Raw genomic sequence first — 16,614 nt, 5'->3', positions numbered from 1 at the left:
TTGGACAGTTTACTGCCGAGTCTGATCGGCTTTTTGCTGGCACTGTTGCTTTGTAATGCGGGCTTTTCGTTTGGCGCGGCCCTGCAGAATCTGAGTGAGAAGGAACTCGCGGCGGCCCTCGAGGAGGGCGATAAGCGCGCCGGGGAGCTGCTCCGGCAGAAAGAGCGCCCGGGCAGGTTTGTGCGCAGTCTTCAGCTGCTCACGGTGCTCCTCGGCTTTCTGGTCGGAGGTCTTTGTCTCCTTCCGCTCACCGCACTGCTCGCGAAGGCGGCTTTTTGGCACGGCCTGTCCGCGGCGCGGGTTGTGTCGGCTGTGCTGGTCTACGGGCTTGCTACCATACTCTTTGCGGCCTTCGGCACAGTGCTGCCGAAGCGGCTCGCCGAGCGAGATCCGGAAAAGACAGCGAGAAGAGCACTCAGGCTGGTGCACATCTTTATGGCAGTGCTCTTCGTCCCGGAGTGGATTGTGCGAAATCTGGTAAATGTGGTGCTGAGGCTATGCGGCATTAATCCCGAGAAGAACGGAGAAAATGTCACGGAAGAGGACATCATGTCCATGGTCAACGAAGGCCATGAGCAGGGCGTCGTCGAGTCGGATGAGGCCAAGATGATCACCAACATCTTTCGCCTGAACGATAAGACGGCCGAAGATATTATGACACAGCGGAAGCGTGTCATTGCGCTGGACGCCGAGATGAAGCTTTCGGATGCGGTCGCTTTTCTGTTGCAGGAAAATGTCCACTCGCGCTTCCCGGTCTACAGGGAAGACATTGACCACATCATCGGCATCCTGCATCTGCGCGACGCCATCAGCTTTGCACAGACACCTTCGCGCCGCGACAAAAAGCTTTCGGAGCTTCCGGGGCTGCTTCGTGACGCTCACTTTGTGCCGGACACGCGCGCGGTCGATGTGCTGTTTCGCGAGATGCAATACCGGAAACTGCAGATGGTGATTGTCGTCGATGAGTACGGCCAGACGGACGGCGTGGTCAGTATGGAGGACATTCTCGAGGAGATTGTCGGCAACATTGCGGACGAGTACGACCGCGACGAAGAGGAAATCCGCGCGTTGCCGGACGGCAGCTGGATTATGCACGGCTTCACGCGTCTTTCGGACGCCGAGGAGGCGAGCGGTATTCCGTTTACCAAGGAGGAGCTTGAGGACTTCGACACGCTGAATGGTTTCCTGATTGCGAAGCTCGACCATTTCCCGGAGGACAATGAGAGAGCCAGCATACAGGCGCACGGTTACCTGTTCCAGATCCTGAAGGCGGAAAATAGGATGATTAAGACAGTCAAAGTCGAGTGGCAGGAGGACTAAACCTTACAATTTTCAGTCGGCTTTGCATTCCGGCGCGGAATCTCTTTACAGAAATTTAAGTTGTCGCTATGATAGAGACAAGAAAGTCCGACAGTAAAGGGGGAAGCAGGCATGAAGATTGCGAAGTTGGTTGTGGCGTCGGTGGCGCTCACACTTGCGCTCGGTTTTACATCATTTGCGGGCACCTGGAGACAGGGCGAGAGCCGCCCGGATGCCTGGTGGTATGACTACGGTGACGGACAGTATCCGTCGAACACCTGGGTCTGGCTGGATGGCAACAAAGACGGCATTGCGGAGTGCTACTACTTCGACAAGGACGGCTGGCTGCTCACGGACACCACGACGCCGGACGGTTACCAGGTCAATGCGGACGGTCAGTGGATTACCTACGGTCAGATTCGCCGCGTCTATTCGACGGCAGCGACGAGAGAGGCTGTGCGCACGGCAAACGACAAGACCTACCGTCCGAGAGAAGCTGCCCGCAACCACGGCAAGGACGGCAGCTTTGACGAGGATACAGGCAAGCGCGTCGGCGGACCGGAGTCTCCGTTCACGCAGCAGACTTTTTGATTCGGAACAGAGTGTGAAAGCGCGCGTCGGTTGACGCGCGTTTTTTCGCGTGTTAGTATGGGACGGAAACGACGGCAAAGCGCCGCACAGAAGATTAAGACAAAGGAGTTTTTGGCATGTCAGGACATTCCAAGTTTGCGAATATCAAGCACAAAAAAGAGAAAAACGACGCCGCAAAGGGCAAGATTTTCACCGTGATCGGCAGAGAGATTGCTGTCGCAGTCAAAGAGGGCGGTCCCGATCCCGCCAACAACTCGAAGCTCCGGGACGTCATCGCGAAGGCGAAGGCAAACAATGTCCCGAACGATACGATCAACAACGGTATCAAGAAGGCAGCGGGCGGTCTGGACAGCGTGAACTACGAGCAGAATGTCTACGAGGGCTACGGCCCGTCCGGTGTCGCAATTATCGTTGAGACCCTGACGGACAACAAGAACCGCACGGCGGCAAATGTGCGCGCGGCGTTCTCGAAGGGCGGCGGCAATGTCGGTACGCCGGGCTGCGTCTCCTTCATGTTTGACCGCAAGGGTCAGATTATCATTGACAAGGAAGAGTGCGACATGGATGCGGATGAGCTCATGATGTTCGCGCTCGATGCGGGCGCGGAGGATTTTGCGGACAATGAGGACAGCTACGAGGTGCTCACGGATCCGGAGCAGTTCTCGGCGGTGCGCGAGGCGTTCGAGCAGAAGGGCATTCCGATGCTCGAGGCGGATGTCAAGATGATTCCGCAGAATTGGGTCAGCTTAAAGAGCGAAGAGGATCAGAAGAAGATGCAGCGCATTCTGGATCTGCTCGACGAGGACGATGATGTCCAGGCCGTGTTCCACAGCTGGGATGAGGAATAAGACAGTTTGCGTTTCAGAAGGGGGAGAGGAGGAAAAGAACCTCTCCCCCTTTGTCATGGTGAAGGAAGGAAGGGTTGTTTGGGAGAATTTTTAAACGCAGTGTCGGCGGTGTTTGTGATTTTCAGTCTGATGGCCGTGGGAATTTTGCTCGGAAAGCTTAAGTTTATGACGGCGACTGAGAAAAAGTTCGTGAGCCGCTATGTCATCAACATTGCGGTGCCGCTGAATACGATTGTCGGCATCCAGAAGAATCTGAAGCGCTCGGATATGCTCGAGATGGGGCAGCTCCTGCTGGTGCCGCTGATCACGATACTGATTTGTCTCGCGGTCTCGATTCTGGTCGCAAAGATGCTGAAACTGCCGAAGCGGCGGAGCGGCGTCTTTGTGGCGCTCGCGTTTCTCTCAAACACGCTTTTCATCGGTCTTCCCATGGCGCAGGAACTGTTCGGCGATGTCAGTCTGCCCTATGTGATGATTTACTACATGTGCTCGACGGTCTTCACCCAGACGGTTGCGTTGATGCTGGTGGAGCGCTCGGGCGAGGTCGCGGAACAGACGGGAAAGAAACAGAATCTGCTGGTTTCGCTGGTTACGAAGCCGCCGATTCTCGGTATCATTGCGGCCTATGTGCTGCTATTCCTGGACATCCGCCTGCCGCGTATCGCGATGAGTTTCATGAACTATGTGAGTGCGACCGTGACGCCGCTCGCGCTGTTTTACTGCGGCTTTGTGATTTACGAGCTCGGGAAAAAGAGCTTGCGTTTAGAGCGCGGCATACCGGCCATGCTGGTGCTCCGCTTACTCTTTGCGCCGCTGGTCTCGATTCTCGTGACCCGGGTACTCGGCGTGACGGGGCTTCCGCAGAAAGTCTTCTTGATTGAGGCGGCATTGCCCTCGGTCTCGCAGATTACGGTCATGGCGGGCGCTTACGGTGCGGACGAGCAGTACGCGGCCGTCGGCTCGGTACTGTCGACCATCGGCATCTTTATCACGGTGCCGATTCTGATGGTTTTGTTCTGACGAAGCGAGCAAGTTGTTTTCGGCAGTGCAAAATAGAAAGGCGTTAGGATGAAAGCTGAATTTTGGAGTTTGCAGGCAGACGAAGTGCTCGCGGGACTCTCGACCGCTGCGTCGGGACTCTCGTCGGCGGAAGCGGAAAAACGGCTCGGGACCGACGGCAAAAACCGCCTGACCAAGGGGAACGGCGACAGTGCGTTCCGGGTATTCCTCAGGCAGTTTGAGAGCCCGGTCACGCTGCTCCTGCTCTTTGCAACCGCGATTTCGTTTTTGATGCAGGATACGACGGACGCCCTGATCATCTTTGCGATTGTGCTGTTTTCGGCGGTGCTCAGCTTTTTCCAGGAGTACCGCGCGGGCGTCGCGGTCGAAGAACTCCTCAAAGTGGTCGGCGACAAGGTGACCGTGTGTCGGGACGGCAGAGAACAGGAAATCTCTGCAGAGAATCTCGTCCGCGGCGATGTGATAGTGCTCCGGGTCGGTGACCTTGTTCCGGCGGACTGCTATCTCCTGTCGGCGAGCAGTCTCACGGCAAATGAGAGCGCTCTGACCGGCGAGACTTTTCCGGCGGAGAAGCGCGCCGGTGCGCTCGACGCCGGGACTGTGCTCGCGAAGCGCAGCAACTGCCTCTACATGGGGACAGGCATTAAGACCGGTTCGGGGCGGGCGGTCGTCGTGCACACGGCGCCGGAGAGCGAGTTCGGAAAGATTTCAAAGAGCGTGCAGGGAAAAGAAGCACCGACCGACTTTGAACGCGGCGTGCAGAAATTCGGCGCGTTTCTGATTCGCATCACGGCGGTGATGCTCGCAGGTATTTTCTTCTTCAATGTCCTGATGAAGAAGCCGGTTTTTGACTCCTTTATGTTCGCGCTGGCCCTCTCGGTCGGCTTGACGCCGCAGCTTTTGCCGGCGATTATCAGCATTAACCTCGCAAAAGGCGCAAAGCGGATGGCAGAGCAGAAGGTCATTGTCCGGAAGCTCAACGCAATCGAGAACTTCGGCAGCATGGATGTCCTCTGCTCCGACAAGACGGGCACGATTACGCGGGGCGAGGCTGCGCTCTCCGGCGCGGTCACGGCGGGTGAGGGTTTGCAGGATGAAATTTCGGAGGGAACGGCGTTGCCGGAGATGCTCGCGGTTGCCAGAGAGCGCCTGTTGCTCGCGGCATATTTAAATGCGAAATTGCAGGAGGGCTACCGGAATCCGCTCGACGACGCGCTGACCAGCCGGGAGCGCCCCATTGACGGCTACCGGAAAGTCGCGGAAATTCCCTACAGTTTTGAGAGCCGCTGCCTGACTGTCACGGCAGACACGCCGGAAAACTCGCTGTTTCACGGTGCGCGCGTCATGATTACGAAGGGTGCGCTCGAGGAGATTCTCGCGCGTTCGGTATCAGTCGTGAATGTCGAAGGGCAGGAAGTCCCGCTCGATGAGATGAAGAATGACATCGAGACCCAGTATGCGCATTATGCGGGGCTCGGTTACCGCGCAATCGGTGTCGCGACCCGCACGCTCTCCGCGGACGAAGATGCCGTGGCAGCCAAGGATCAGGGACTCATATTTCAGGGCATGCTGCTCTTTCTCGATCCCTTGAAGGACAATGTGCAAAATACGGTGGCGGCCATCCGGCGCGAGGGCGTGAGCCTCAAAATCATCACGGGTGACAATGCGCTGATTGCGGCAAACATTGCGGGACAGCTCGACATGGATGTGAAACACATTATGACGGGCGGCGAAATCGCTTCTCTCTCGAAGGAGGAATTAAAGGCGCGGGTCCGCGAGGCCGAACTCTTTGCGGAGGTGGATCCCGGGCAGAAGGAGGCCATTATCCTTGCGCTGAAGGACGCCGGTGCGGTCGTCGGCTATATGGGTGACGGCATCAACGATGCGCCGGCTCTGCACGCGGCGGATGTCGGCATCTCGGTGGAGAGCGCGAGCGACATCGCAAAGAGCGCGGCCTCGATTGTGCTGCTCGAACAGGATCTCGGCGTGTTGCTCGCCGGCATCCGCGAGGGCAGAAAGACCTTCGCGAACACCCTGAAATACATCTTTATGACGACGAGCGCAAACTTCGGCAATATGTTCAGCATGGCGGGCATCTCGCTGATTCTGCCCTTCCTGCCGCTTTTGCCGAAGCAGATTCTCAGCACGAACGTGCTGACCGATATGCCCGAGGTGCAGATTGCGGACGATGTCGTGGATGCCGAGTGGGTCAGCCACCCGATACGCTGGGACTTCCGCATGATACGCCGCTTTATGCTGCTCTTCGGCCTCATCAGTTCTTCGTTTGACTATCTGACCTTCTATGTACTGCTTCGCGTTTTCCACGCGGACGCAGGGCTTTTCCGGAGCGGCTGGTTTGTCGAGTCTGTCGTCTCGGCGGCGCTCGTGGTTCTGGTGATCCGGACGGCGAAGCCTTTCTTCAAGAGCCGTGTAGGCAAAGGACTCTGCTTTGCGACCATTCTCTCGATTCTCGCGGCGATTGCCCTGCCCTACACGCCGCTCGGCGCACTGCTCGGGCTCGTGCCGCTGCCGGGTTCTCTGCTCGCGGCACTGGGACTGGTTGTGGTATGCTATATGGTGACAGCCGAGATTGCAAAGCACTGGTTTTATCGGAACGGAAACGGCATCTAAGCGAATAATAAGCAGGAGGACACGACCATGAAGCACCATCTTGTCATCACGATTGAGCGGGAGTACGGGAGCGGCGGACGTCTGCTCGGCAAGGTACTTTCGGAGGAACTCGGCATTCCCTACTACGACGACGAAATTATCCGCGCGGCATCCGAACATGCGGCGGTCGGTGAGAAGTATTTTCGCCTCTACGACGAAAAGCCCGGGAAGCGTCTCTTCGGACAGGCGCGGGATGTGGTCGGAAAGCCGCGCCTCGCGGGCAATATCACCCACCCCGACAATCTGTTCCGCTTTGAGGCGGAGACCATACGCGAGATGGCGGACAAGGGATCCTGTATCTTCATCGGCCGGAGTGCGGACTTTGTGCTCGATGCGACGGAGTTCGGGGACTTTGTGAGTCTTTTTGTTTACTGTGATATGGCAAATAAGATGCGGCGCGTCATGGAGGTGGACGGTGTGGACGCCAACGAGGCGATGGCGCGTATCCAGAAGATCAATCGTCAGCGCCGGGAGTACTGCCGCTACTTCACAGGTAACACCTGGGGCGATCCGATGCTCTACGATTTACCGCTCAACACGACCCATCTCACGATTCCGGAGACGACGGAGCTGGTGAAGACCTATCTCAGACTGCGGGGACTCCTTGAGGCCTAACGCCAATTCACAGTTTTTTTACAGACAGGACAAGTGCGTCAAGGTATAATATAGGCGCTTTCGTCTGGAGGGAAGCGCTATGAACAATGATCCGAGAAAGAATCTGGGCGGTGGACTGACGCCGCAAAAGCGAAGAAGACGGCGCGCGGCGACCACCGCGCAAAAGACAGCGGCGGGTCTCGGCGCTGTTCTTTTGGTCTTCGGAACCGTCTTTTTTGTGCAGGGGAGATCGGGCAAAGGTGCCCGGAACAGAAGTACCGCGCAGAATGCGGCGCGCGCGTCGACGGCAGCCGTCGAGAGCATTGAGGCGACGCTCTCGCCGGAAGAGTCGCGCGCCGCAGAACTGGAGGCCAATGCGCGCACCGTTGTGGACGGCTATCATAATCTGGGCATCGTCAATGTCGAGGGCTACCTCAACATGCACAAAGAGGGATCTCAGAACAGTGAGATCAACGGAAAGCTCTACGGCGGCTCTGCCTGCGAGATTCTCGATAAGACGGCGGACGGCTGGTATCATATCTCCTCGGGCGGTTTTGAGGGCTATGTGCACAGCGACTATGTGAAGACCGGAGAAGAGGCAAAGACTCTCGCGCTGCAAAATGTGAAGCGGCGCGCGATTGTGAAAGCCGACAAGCTGAACATACGCTCCGCGCCGAGTAAGGACGCGGACAGCGTCGGAACGGCGTTGCAGAACGAGCGCTATGAGGTGCTCGGCGAGGAGAACGGTTTCGTGAAGACGCGCTCCGGCTACATCAGCGCGGACTATGTGGAAATTCGGGACTGTCTGAACGAGGCCAGGAAGCAGGATCTCCGCGCAATGGTTCTCAATATGTATGACAATCTCGGTGTCTCCGAGGTGACGGGTTACTTAAATATCCGCGAGGAACCGAAGGAAGACGGCAAGATTATCGGCAAGCTTACCTCGAAGGCGGGCTGCGATGTCCTTGAGAACGCAAACGGCTGGATGAAAATCAAGTCCGGCGGCATCACCGGCTATGTCAAGGCAGAGTACATCGCAACCGGCGAGCAGGCCAAGGAAGAGGCGATGAAGAGCGCCTCGCTGATGGCGATTGTGAACACGGATGTTCTGAATGCGCGCTCCGAGCCGAAGGAGGACAGTGCCATCTGGACGCAGATCAACAACAGCGAGCGCTATCCGGTTGTGGAACAGCTGGACGGCTGGGTCAAGCTGGAACTCGAGGAGGGCGACGATGTCTTCGTGAAGAGCGAATACGTCGATGTGCGCTATGCGCTGAATGAGGCGATTCATTTCAGCCCGCAGGAAGAGGCGGAGCACGCGTCGCTCTCGAGACGGCAACAGATTGTGAACTTTGCGCTCCAGTATCTCGGCAACCCCTATGTCTGGGGCGGCACGAGCCTCGAGCACGGCTGCGATTGTTCAGGCTTTACGATGAAGGTCATGGAACACTACGGGGTCTCGCTCCCGCATTACTCGGGCTCCCAGGCGCAGATGGGCAAGAAGGTTACGCAGGACGAGATGCGGCCGGGCGATCTGATCTTTTACTCGAACTCGCGCGGCACGATTAACCATGTCGGCATTTACATCGGCAACGGTCAGATTGTCAACGCGGCGAGCCGTCGCTCCGGCATCAAGATTTCAACCTGGAACTACCGTACCCCGCGCGCCATTCGGAACGTGCTCGGCGACTAAGGGAAACAGGCAGGCAAGTGACAGGACAAACGTGTGTCAGAAAGGCAGCCGCGAAAAGCGGCTGAAAGGGTATTCGGTATGAAAGAGCAGCGTGTCGAGCGGATTCTGAAAGCACTGGAGGAGCAGGGACTTTCCCAGATGTTAATTGTAGATCCGCTGTCGATTTACTATCTGACGGAGTATTCAAACGATCCGTACGAGCGTTTCTTCGGACTTCTGCTTCGGAAGGACGGACAGCATGTCCTCTTCCTCAACAAGCTTTTCTATGCGCCCGAGAACAGCGGCGTTCAGGAAGTCTGGTTCTCCGATACCGATCCGGTCGCAGAGGTGGTTGCACCGTATCTCATGCGGGATGCTGTCCTCGGCGTAGACAAGGAGCTCACGGCGCGCTTCCTGCTGCCGCTCATGGAGAAAAAGGCGGCGGCCGGCTTTGTGAACAGCTCGCTCGCAGTCGATAAGACTCGCGGCGTGAAGGACGCGGAGGAGCAGGAGAAGATGCGCCGCGCCTCGGCCGTCAACGACGCAGCTATGGCAAAATTCCGCTCTCTCGTGCACGAGGGCGTGACCGAGCGGGAGATTGCGGATCAGATGTTGCAGATTTATCAGAACCTCGGCGCCGAGGGCTTTTCCTTTACGCCGCTTGTCGCTTTCGGGGGCAATGCCGCCGACCCGCACCACGAGCCGGATGACACGGTGTTGAAGGAGGGCGATTGCGTGCTCTTTGATGTGGGCTGTGTGAAGGATCACTATTGCTCGGACATGACCCGCACCTTTTATTATAAGAGCGTGAGTGAGCACTGCCGCGAGGTCTATGAGATCACGCGCGCGGCGAACGAGGCTGCGGTCGCGATGATTCGCCCCGGCGTGAGACTTTGCGACATCGACAAGGCAGCGCGCGACCTGATTACGGAAAAGGGCTACGGTCCGCAGTTTAACCATCGCCTCGGGCACTTCATCGGTTTAAAGGATCACGAGTTCGGCGATGTCTCCTCGGCCTTCGACTGGAAGGTGGAGCCCGGCATGATTTTCTCGATTGAGCCGGGCATCTATCTGGTCGGAGACACGGGGGTCCGCGTCGAAGACCTCGTGATGGTCACCGAGGACGGCGTGGAGCCCTTGAACCACTATTCACATGAGCTGGATGTGATCGACGAAAGACAGCAGTAACATGAATCCGGCCACCCGGCAAAAGGGGTGCGCCGGATTTTTTTGGCAAAAGCAGTCGCAGGGAGGCTGTGCTATGATAGTATCTGAATGAGATAGGTTCAAATCGCAGCAAAGACTGAGAGGAGACGCAGACATGGAACCCAAACCTTTTTTAAAGCCTTACCTCAAGCTGCATCTTAAGAGCGGGGCGAAGATTGTCATAGAACTTTGGCCGGAAGTTGCGCCGAATGCGGTCAACAGTCTGATTGATGTGGCCTCTCACGGCTGGATGGACCACCATGCGATTCAGCGCATTGCGCCGGGCAAGTGGGTGGACTTGAGCTACAATGCATACGGACACGAGGAGTGCCGCTATCTGATTCCGGACGAGTATCAACTTCACCCGGAAATTGAGCCCCTGACCCCGCGCCCCGGCGTTATCTGCATGGGAGGCTACGATGAAGCGGGACTTGCGAGTTCGGAAATATTCTTCCCGCTCAAAGAGTTTCCGGAGTTTCGCGGCATATATCCGGTGCTCGGCGAAGTAATCGAGGGGATGGATGAAATCCTTCGGATTTCGGAGCTTCCGACCAGGGAGATTAACTACCCGGGCAGCAATAAGAAGATTCTGGAGCCCGCCGAGCCCCAAATTATCGAGCGGGCAGAGATCGAACTCTTCGGCGTAAGCTACCCCGAGCCCTTGCGAATGGAGAAGCAGGAACTGCCGCCTTGCTGGCGCTGAAGTGAATGCAGAGGAGAAGGGTGGGGCATGCCTGCACCGCAGCCTCATGTTGAAGAAGATGCAATGAAATATTGTGTTGTAAAACACACAAAAAATCCCTGAAGTGCTTGTATGCGCAAGTACTTCAGGGATTTCTTGTTCCTTTCATTCGACAAACAGTCGAAACGTTTGCATCATAGGAGAGTTATAGGACAAAGCTTCTTATTCTCCTTTATAGCATGTTCCCAAGATTCGCGTTTCGCATCTTGGGAAACCGGATTGCCATAGTAGTACCCTTGTCGCTGCTTTCCTCAATCCAAATCTCTGCGCCGTGGAGCGAGACAATCTCCCTAACGAGGGCAAGGCCGAGCCCCGCGCCGCCGTACTGACGGCTCCGCGATTTGTCCACGCGGAAAAAAGGCTGAAAAATGCTCTCGCAAAACTGCGCCGGTATCCCTGTGCCGCTGTCTGATACGCGAATTTCGATTCCGTTTTCGCCCTCGGTGACCGAGAGCTTTACCCAGCCGTTCGGGCGGTTATAGCGGATTGCATTTTCGCTGAGGTTAAAGAGCAGGCGGTAAATCAGGGTGTCACTGCCGATCAGCATGGCATTCCCTTCGTAGTTTAGTTCAATGTTCTGTTGTTCGGCGAGCGGCGTGAGATCGGTGCAAAGTTCCTCCATCAGGGGTTCCAGTTCTATCCTGTCCGCACAGGGAACGGAGCGGAGCTCACTCAGTTCCAGGAGAGTCTTACTCATTTCCGCCATGCGCTCGGTCTGTTCCGCGAGGAGGCAGAGGAACTCCTTGGTTTCATCATCCGCGTTCGGGTGCTCGGCAGAAAAGAGTTCAAGTTTTGCCTGCATGAGGGCGAGCGGTGTTCTGAGTTCGTGGGCCGCATTGCCGGTGAACTGTTTCTGGGCGTGAAATCCTTCATCGAGGCGGTCCAGCATACGGTTAAAGGCATCGCGGGAGCGGCGAAACTCCGGCAGGACTTCGGCGGGTAACTTCATCTCGCTGAGGTTGTTCGGCTCAATTTCCTCGAGGCGGTTGGCAAAGCGATGCAAAGGACGCAGCGCCTGTCCGCTCACAAAATAGGCGAGCGCCGCACTTAAGAGCGTCACTGCGGCGGTGATGAGCCAGTTGCTCGCGGTAAAGGCGGCCTGCGCACCGTCGATCACGATGACCAGATCGGAGTTCGGTGCGAGCGTTGCCGTATCCGGGAAATCAGAGGTATTTTGTGCCGCATCGTTTCCCGAAACCGTTTCGCTGTAAGCGGAGATCGAAGTGCCGATGCGTTCCATATAGTGCCTGCCGGAGTAGCCGAGTAAGAGGCTCATGCTGATGCAGGCTGTGGCAATGAGCAGCGCTGTCATCAGTGTGATGCGCCACTGCAAAGAGAGACGTTTCATTCTGCGGCCTCCGTGAGCACGTAGCCCTCGCCGATGCGGTTTACGATCGGGTCGTAACCGAGCGCAGCGCGCAGTTTTTTGCGGAGAGTGGAGATGTGGACGCGAATCGAGTTACTGAAGCGGTCCGCATTGCTGTCCCAGACATGGTCCAGTAATTCCTCCTGACTGACCGGACGTCCCCGGTGGAGTAAGAGATATTCTAGGATACCGAGTTCTTTCTTGGTGAGTGCAATCGGTGAATCGGCGACACGCACGCTTCGCGTCTTACTGTCAAAAGAGAGTTTTCCGCAGGAGAGCAGAACCTCATGCTGCGTGAACTGTCTCAGGGTCAAACTTCGGATTCTGGCCTCGAGCTCGGCGAGGTGAAAGGGCTTTGCAAGGTAGTCGTTCGCGCCGGCATCGAGCCCGGCAACCTTGTCCGTGACTTCACTCCGCGCCGAGAGAATCAGGACGCGCGTCTCGCGGTCGTACTTGCGGAGCGTTCTGAGTACAGTCATGCCGTCCGCGCCCGGTAAGTTTAGGTCGAGGACAATGAGATCGAAACGTTCGCTTTCCAGCAGTTCTAAAGCTACGTTGCCGTCAAAACAAAAATCCACGCTGTAGGCGAGGCGGCGAAGACTTTGGACTATGGTCTCACAGAGCGCGCGCTCATCCTCAACGACTAAGATATGCATAAGAAATCCTCCTTCCGCATTGCTGGCTTCAAATTCAAGGATACGGATTCGATAGAAGTCTTCTTAAGTTGTATCACAAGCCGACATAAAATCCGCGTTAAGTTTTCTCTTAACAAAGATTTTACACGCCTTGCACTACAATGGATACAAACGAAAGGAGGAATTGCGGTGAAGTTCTCAAAGAAAACAGCTTTGCAAGTGGTTTTACTGGTATCTTCGGTCGCAATGATTGGCTTCGGTGCCTGGCGCGGGGAGGCAGATACCGTGCTGAGCAAGGCGATACGTCTCTGTCTGGAGTGTGTCGGCATTGGATAGAAAATGGATACAGGCTGCGGCCGCCTTGCTCACCAACATACATCTGCCGAATTTTTTAAAGGGGAGCATCTACCGGGGGAAGGGAAAACTGGCCTGCGCGCCCGGGCTCAACTGCTATTCCTGTCCCGCGGCCTCGGGTTCCTGTCCGATCGGTGCGTTTCAGGCGGTTGTCGGAAGTTCCAAGTTCAGCTTTTCCTACTATGTGACAGGCATACTGATCTTTTTCGGCGTTCTTCTCGGGCGCTTTGTCTGCGGCTTTCTCTGCCCCTTCGGCTGGTTCCAGGAGCTGCTTCACAAGTTGCCGGGGAAAAAGCTGTCGACCAAAAACCTACGCCCTTTGACCTTCATCAAATACGCGGTACTGCTTTTCATGGTGGTGCTTCTCCCCGCGTTCGTTGTCAACGATCTCGGCATGGGAGAACCCTTTTTCTGCAAGTACCTCTGCCCGCAGGGCGTCTTAGAAGGCGCGATACCGCTCTCCGTCGTGAACTCGGGGATACGCGCGGCACTCGGCAAACTCTTTGCCTGGAAGCTCGGCATTTTGCTTAGCTTTATCCTGCTGAGTGTCTTCATCTACCGCCCCTTCTGCAAGTGGATATGCCCGCTCGGCGCTTTCTATGCCTTACTGAACAAGGTCTCGCTGGTCGGCATGCGGGTGGATGAGAGCCGCTGCATTTCCTGCGGGAGATGTGCGCGGGCCTGCAAGATGGATGTCGATGTGACCAAGACGCCGGACCACAGCGAATGCATACGCTGCGGCATGTGTGTGGAAGCCTGCCCGACCAAGGCCGTGCATTTTCGCTGCGGCTTCGGCGCCGGAAAAACGATAGAAAACAAAAAGATAAAACGCAATCGGGAGGAAGCAAAATGAAGAAAGCAAAACTGTTGACCGGAATCGCTCTTGCACTGACCATGGGGAGTCTGGTTGCCTGCGGCGGAAAGGAAACACAGGCGGCCAAAACAAGTGAAGCCGGAACAAGCGCGGTTGTCTCGGCAAGCGGCAGTCTTGACGGCACGGCGAGCACGGATCTCGACACGCTCTTAAACCTGGAGGTCGATAACACCGAGACAGCCATGGCGCTGCACCAAAAGCTCACGGAGGCAGAGACCGCCGTACTCACGGAGAATCAGGCGCTCTGGGAAAAGGTATTTCTCGCGGCGGATAAGGGCTCGGCGATGATTGAGGACGGCAGCAACTACGGGGATTTTCTCTTAAAGACCATTGAGGACGCAAAAGGGCAGTTTAGCGAAGAGGAACTCAAAACGCTTCGCGAAGGTGCGGAGAAGATTCAAAAGATTGAGGGAAAGCTTACCATCTTGGAGCAGAAATACCCGGAGAGCGGCGCGAAGCCGGATGGCGGCAATACCGGTGTTCCGGCGGAAAACGGCAAGCCTGTCTCCGAGAGCTCGCTCGGCAGCTTCCCGGCTTTTGAGGGCAAGGATTTAGACGGCAATGCGGTGAAGAGCAGCGAACTCTTCGGCGGGAATACCGTGACGGTCGTAAACTTCTGGTTTACAAGTTGCAGACCCTGCGTGGAAGAACTCTCGGCGCTGGATGCGTTGAACAAGCAGCTCGCGGAAAAAGGCGGCGCCGTGGTCGGCATCAACAGCTTTACGCTGGACGGCGACGCGGCAGCGATTGCGGAGGCAAAGGATGTGCTTGCGAAGAAGGGCGCCGGTTACCGGAACCTCTGGTTCGACACCAAGGGGGAGGCCGGCAAGTTTGCAATGGGCATCTATTCCTTCCCGACCAGCTATGTGGTAGACCAAAAGGGGAACATTGTGGGGGAGCCTATCGTCGGCGCAATCACGGAGAAAAAGCAGGCGGAGCGCCTCAATCAGCTGATTGCGCAGGCGCTTGCAAGCGCAAAAAAATAAGCGCAGCGGAAACAAGCGAAGTTCTCAAAGGGCAGAAATGCCGGAAGAGAAAAAGAAGAGAAGATAAGCGGACACTCGGTCTTTGAAACGGCCTGTCGCATGGTATAATTTCGTTGACGCGGTTCCTTTGCGAAATTTGAGAAAACGAGGTTATTTTGCGATGGGCTTTTATTATGGTGCTTTGCTGTTTGTGGGGATGACGCTGCTATCTGCCTGCATGGTGCCTGTCGTGTACTTTCAACTTCGCAGTGCAGTCCTTGCGGAGAGAGAGGTGCCGGGCTGGGTTTATAAGCTCGGACATGCAGTGCACGGTCGCGGCCCGGATCACTATGAGGACTTGACCACGCCCGAGGCGCTCAGAGAGGCGAGATTGTTTCTGCTTGGCATTTTTCTCGGGAATATCCTGGTCATTGCCTATAAGTATCACAGCGGTCTCAATCTCTATGCGGCCGGCTATTTTGCGCTACGCGCGGAATTTGGGATTGTCCTCGTGATGCGCATTCTCGTGGTACAGGGAAAGAATCTTTGGTGGCTGTTTCATCGCCATGAAGAGATGCATTACTATTCTGCCTCCATGGCAGTCTGGGGCACGGCATTTTTTACCTCCTTTCTCCTCATGCTAACGGTGAGCTTGACGGGAGTTCCGGCGCCGCCGCTTCGGGTACAGATTGCGGAGAGCACACTGACGCCCGGTTTGAGCCGCGGAAGGGATTTGCTGGCCGAGGGATTTTCGCTCGATGGGTATAGCGCCGATACGGAGGTGGAATTCGCGGAGATCAAGGGCGTCTATGATTACAAAGCGCTTACCATGGAGCTTCGGCGAGACGGGAAGCGCTACGGCAGGGTCAGGCTGGTACCGAACGGAAGGCCGCACGCCAAGCTGAAAGACTGTGTGCTGGTTTCCTGCTATTTCACACCGGAAGACGAGGGCTTTTCGGAGGTCGCCGTGCAGGGCAAAAAGATAGCGGAACTGAAGGTGCAGGATTTTCAAAAACACCCCCCCGCAGAGCTGTTTGCGATTGAGGCGCCGGATGTGAAAGAATCGGTGCAAGCGGATTTTGTGTTCCTGCGACTGCAGACCGAACCCTACACACTCTTTACGAGCTATGTGTTTGAAGGCAGCTTTACCATGGAGGGAGAGCCGCTCCGTTACAAGGTTCATGCGGATCAAACACGCTGGGAGTGAGAGCAAATAAACCGGAAAACCTTGCGCGTCGCTAAGACGACTCGGGCAGGTCTATACCGCAACGTAAGAGACGGGTGCTACTCAGAACATCCATGCGGTCCGGTATAGGCTTTGCGTCACTCTGTTGTCCTGGCGAAAGATAAGGTACGGCTGTTGCCTTGTCAAAAACAGTCGGAAATGGTGTTATAATTTTGTCAAATAGAGAAATTGACGGAGAATGGAGAGAACTGGTAGTATCTAAGGCACAAGTTACTGTGCTGCGCGGTTTGGCGTTGTTTTCTGCCACAGGCAGAGAAAGGATACTATGTCAGAGAAAGTACTGACCGGACTCGGGTGGTTTGCAACCTGTGTCTCCGTCATGATGTATGTCTCCTACATTCCGCAGATTATGAACAATCTGCACGGAATGAAGGGCACACCGATTCAACCGCTGGTTGCAGCGATTAACTGTACCCTATGGGTTATTTACGCGCTCTCTAAAAAGAAGAGAGACTATCCGGTGGCTATGGCGAACGCGCCGGGCATCATTTTCGGATTGATTGCCGCGATTACGGCGCTGATCTGAGTGTGT

Annotated in this window: 16 protein-coding genes; 14 read left to right on the top strand and 2 right to left on the bottom strand. The window is 56.1% G+C overall.

Annotation, left to right across the window (positions count from 1 at the left end):
• The 9 genes from ACO4XG_RS04935 to ACO4XG_RS04895 all read left to right on the top strand — a co-directional run bounded on the left by ACO4XG_RS04935 (position 1) and on the right by ACO4XG_RS04895 (position 10,603).
• Complete coding sequence (locus ACO4XG_RS04935; protein ID WP_308508364.1) at positions 1-1,320, top strand: hemolysin family protein; 1,320 nt, start codon at positions 1-3, stop codon at positions 1,318-1,320.
• A 111-nt stretch (positions 1,321-1,431) separates the two neighbouring features.
• Complete coding sequence (locus ACO4XG_RS04930; RefSeq protein WP_308508365.1) at positions 1,432-1,890, top strand: hypothetical protein; 459 nt, start codon at positions 1,432-1,434, stop codon at positions 1,888-1,890.
• A 116-nt stretch (positions 1,891-2,006) separates the two neighbouring features.
• Complete coding sequence (locus ACO4XG_RS04925) at positions 2,007-2,738, top strand: YebC/PmpR family DNA-binding transcriptional regulator (protein WP_308508366.1); 732 nt, start codon at positions 2,007-2,009, stop codon at positions 2,736-2,738.
• 78 nt (positions 2,739-2,816) lie between these two features.
• Positions 2,817-3,758, top strand: a complete 942-nt coding sequence (locus ACO4XG_RS04920; RefSeq protein ID WP_308508367.1) for an AEC family transporter — start codon at positions 2,817-2,819, stop codon at positions 3,756-3,758.
• Positions 3,759-3,806: 48 nt separating this feature from the next.
• Positions 3,807-6,389 (top strand): magnesium-translocating P-type ATPase, encoded by a 2,583-nt coding sequence (gene mgtA / locus ACO4XG_RS04915; RefSeq protein WP_308508368.1) that lies wholly within the window; start codon positions 3,807-3,809, stop codon positions 6,387-6,389.
• Positions 6,390-6,416: 27 nt separating this feature from the next.
• The gene (locus tag ACO4XG_RS04910) at positions 6,417-7,043 is read left to right on the top strand and encodes a cytidylate kinase-like family protein (RefSeq protein ID WP_308508369.1); all 627 of its coding nucleotides are present in this window, start codon (positions 6,417-6,419) and stop codon (positions 7,041-7,043) included.
• Positions 7,044-7,122: 79 nt separating this feature from the next.
• Complete coding sequence (locus ACO4XG_RS04905) at positions 7,123-8,715, top strand: C40 family peptidase (RefSeq protein WP_308508370.1); 1,593 nt, start codon at positions 7,123-7,125, stop codon at positions 8,713-8,715.
• Positions 8,716-8,793: 78 nt separating this feature from the next.
• The gene (locus ACO4XG_RS04900; RefSeq protein ID WP_308508371.1) at positions 8,794-9,882 is read left to right on the top strand and encodes a M24 family metallopeptidase; all 1,089 of its coding nucleotides are present in this window, start codon (positions 8,794-8,796) and stop codon (positions 9,880-9,882) included.
• Positions 9,883-10,015: 133 nt separating this feature from the next.
• Complete coding sequence (locus tag ACO4XG_RS04895; RefSeq protein ID WP_308508372.1) at positions 10,016-10,603, top strand: peptidylprolyl isomerase; 588 nt, start codon at positions 10,016-10,018, stop codon at positions 10,601-10,603.
• A 211-nt stretch (positions 10,604-10,814) separates the two neighbouring features.
• On the opposite strand, the gene ACO4XG_RS04890 is transcribed toward ACO4XG_RS04895, so the two are convergent.
• A complete protein-coding gene (locus tag ACO4XG_RS04890) occupies positions 10,815-11,990 on the bottom strand; it encodes a sensor histidine kinase (protein ID WP_308508373.1) in 1,176 nt (391 codons plus the stop codon).
• A complete protein-coding gene (locus tag ACO4XG_RS04885) occupies positions 11,987-12,664 on the bottom strand; it encodes a response regulator transcription factor (protein WP_308508374.1) in 678 nt (225 codons plus the stop codon). The genes ACO4XG_RS04890 and ACO4XG_RS04885 overlap by 4 nt, the downstream gene beginning before the upstream one ends.
• Before the next feature lie 168 nt (positions 12,665-12,832).
• Between ACO4XG_RS04885 and ACO4XG_RS04880 the strand changes: the two genes are divergently transcribed.
• The 5 genes from ACO4XG_RS04880 to ACO4XG_RS04860 all read left to right on the top strand — a co-directional run bounded on the left by ACO4XG_RS04880 (position 12,833) and on the right by ACO4XG_RS04860 (position 16,608).
• On the top strand, positions 12,833-12,979 hold the full coding sequence (locus ACO4XG_RS04880; RefSeq protein WP_308508375.1) for a CD1871A family CXXC motif-containing protein: 147 nt from the start codon (positions 12,833-12,835) through the stop codon (positions 12,977-12,979).
• A complete protein-coding gene (locus ACO4XG_RS04875) occupies positions 12,972-13,850 on the top strand; it encodes a 4Fe-4S binding protein (protein WP_308508376.1) in 879 nt (292 codons plus the stop codon). Before ACO4XG_RS04880 ends, ACO4XG_RS04875 begins: the two co-directional genes overlap by 8 nt.
• Entirely contained in the window at positions 13,847-14,857 is a 1,011-nt protein-coding gene (locus ACO4XG_RS04870; protein ID WP_308508377.1) for a TlpA family protein disulfide reductase, read from the top strand. The genes ACO4XG_RS04875 and ACO4XG_RS04870 overlap by 4 nt, the downstream gene beginning before the upstream one ends.
• A gap of 160 nt (positions 14,858-15,017) precedes the next feature.
• Complete coding sequence (locus ACO4XG_RS04865; RefSeq protein WP_308508378.1) at positions 15,018-16,043, top strand: hypothetical protein; 1,026 nt, start codon at positions 15,018-15,020, stop codon at positions 16,041-16,043.
• A 304-nt stretch (positions 16,044-16,347) separates the two neighbouring features.
• Positions 16,348-16,608, top strand: a complete 261-nt coding sequence (locus ACO4XG_RS04860; RefSeq protein WP_308508379.1) for a SemiSWEET family transporter — start codon at positions 16,348-16,350, stop codon at positions 16,606-16,608.
• The last annotated feature ends 6 nt before the right edge of the window (positions 16,609-16,614 follow it).

The organism is Stomatobaculum sp., from assembly GCF_057248925.1.
This window is presented reverse-complemented; position numbering and strand designations above follow the sequence as displayed.